Consider the following 1167-nt stretch of genomic DNA (forward strand, 5'->3'; position numbering starts at 1 on the left):
TCCCCGGGTCAAGCAACCGTGGACCTATTGTGCGAAAGCGGTGTCTGATCGAGCGATAGCGTTGAGGATGGTGATGAGTTTCCGCACGGTTGCGATCATGGCGAGTTTGAAGGGCTTACCGCGGGTTCTGAGCCTTTGATAGAAGGCGCCGAGGACAGGGTCCCTGACCTTGATGGCGCTGAGGACGGCCATATAGGCGATGTCGCGCAGATGCTTTCTGCCGCCAACACATCGCCCGTTTTGGTCCGATGCGCCCGGCTGGCGCGCATAGGGCGCGACACCGATAAGGGCGGCGGCGACCTTTGCGGAGACTTTGCCCAGTTCCGGCATGTCGGCGAGCAGTGCCGTTGCCAGGACCGGCCCGACGCCGGTGACCTAGCGAAGGCGGGCATGGCTTTTGCGCAGCCGCGGCGTCTGCGCCAGCACATCACCGATTGCCGCATCCAATGTGGCGATATCCTGAGCGATGGTCCGCAGGCGCTCCCCGATCAGGTCGCGCACCAGCGGTTCGTCGATGGTGTCGAGTTGGCTGACCAGCCCGCTCCTTTCGGCCAGCAGGCGCCGGCGGTGGGTGCTGATCGCATGCAGCCTGCGGCAAGCCGGATCAGGCGCGTAGGGTGTGAGGTCACGCCATACCGCCATCAGATAACGGGCGATCATGGCCGCATCGATGCGGTCGGTTTTGGCCAGCTGGCCGATGGCGCGGGCAAAGCTGCGCACGCGGGCAGGCGCCACGACATAAACCTCAAGGCCTTCGGCATGAAGACCATCGGCCAGCCTGCTTTCATAACCGCCCGAGGCTTCGAGACCGACGGCGACCGGCCCCAGTCCCCTAAGGCGCCGGGCCAGCTGCGTGATCTCGTCCGGTGACGAGCCGCAACGAAAGCTTTTACCGGCGGGATGGGATATGGATGTCGAAGTACTGCTTGGAAACGTCGATGCCGACGACGGCGATATCATGTATCATGGCCTTGCTCCCAGGCTTGTGGTGCGGGCAAAAGCCCGATCAACCGTTCGGGGTCAAAGGGAGCAGGCAGGGCCTTGCTTGACCTCGGCTGTTTAAACCAGCCCGAAAAAACGGCCGCCTGCCTGCATCAGCCGGGCTTGCGCTGCCAGGCTGATGCATCCAGTAAACCACAAATCGTCCACACAAGCCCGAGGATGACG

Annotated in this window: 1 protein-coding gene and 1 pseudogene; both read right to left on the reverse strand. The window is 63.2% G+C overall.

All coding sequences use genetic code 11. The features are described from left to right. Positions 1-24 precede the first annotated feature (24 nt). A pseudogene (locus AC1ROR_RS23640) lies at positions 25-360 on the reverse strand (transposase); the annotation flags it as partial. 15 nt (positions 361-375) lie between these two features. Then, positions 376-960: an IS110 family transposase gene (locus tag AC1ROR_RS23645; protein ID WP_498590928.1), complete on the reverse strand. Its 585-nt coding sequence runs from the start codon at positions 958-960 to the stop codon at positions 376-378. Between the last annotated feature and the right edge of the window lie 207 nt (positions 961-1167).

This window comes from Agrobacterium sp. GW821-FHT14E08, assembly GCF_058803865.1.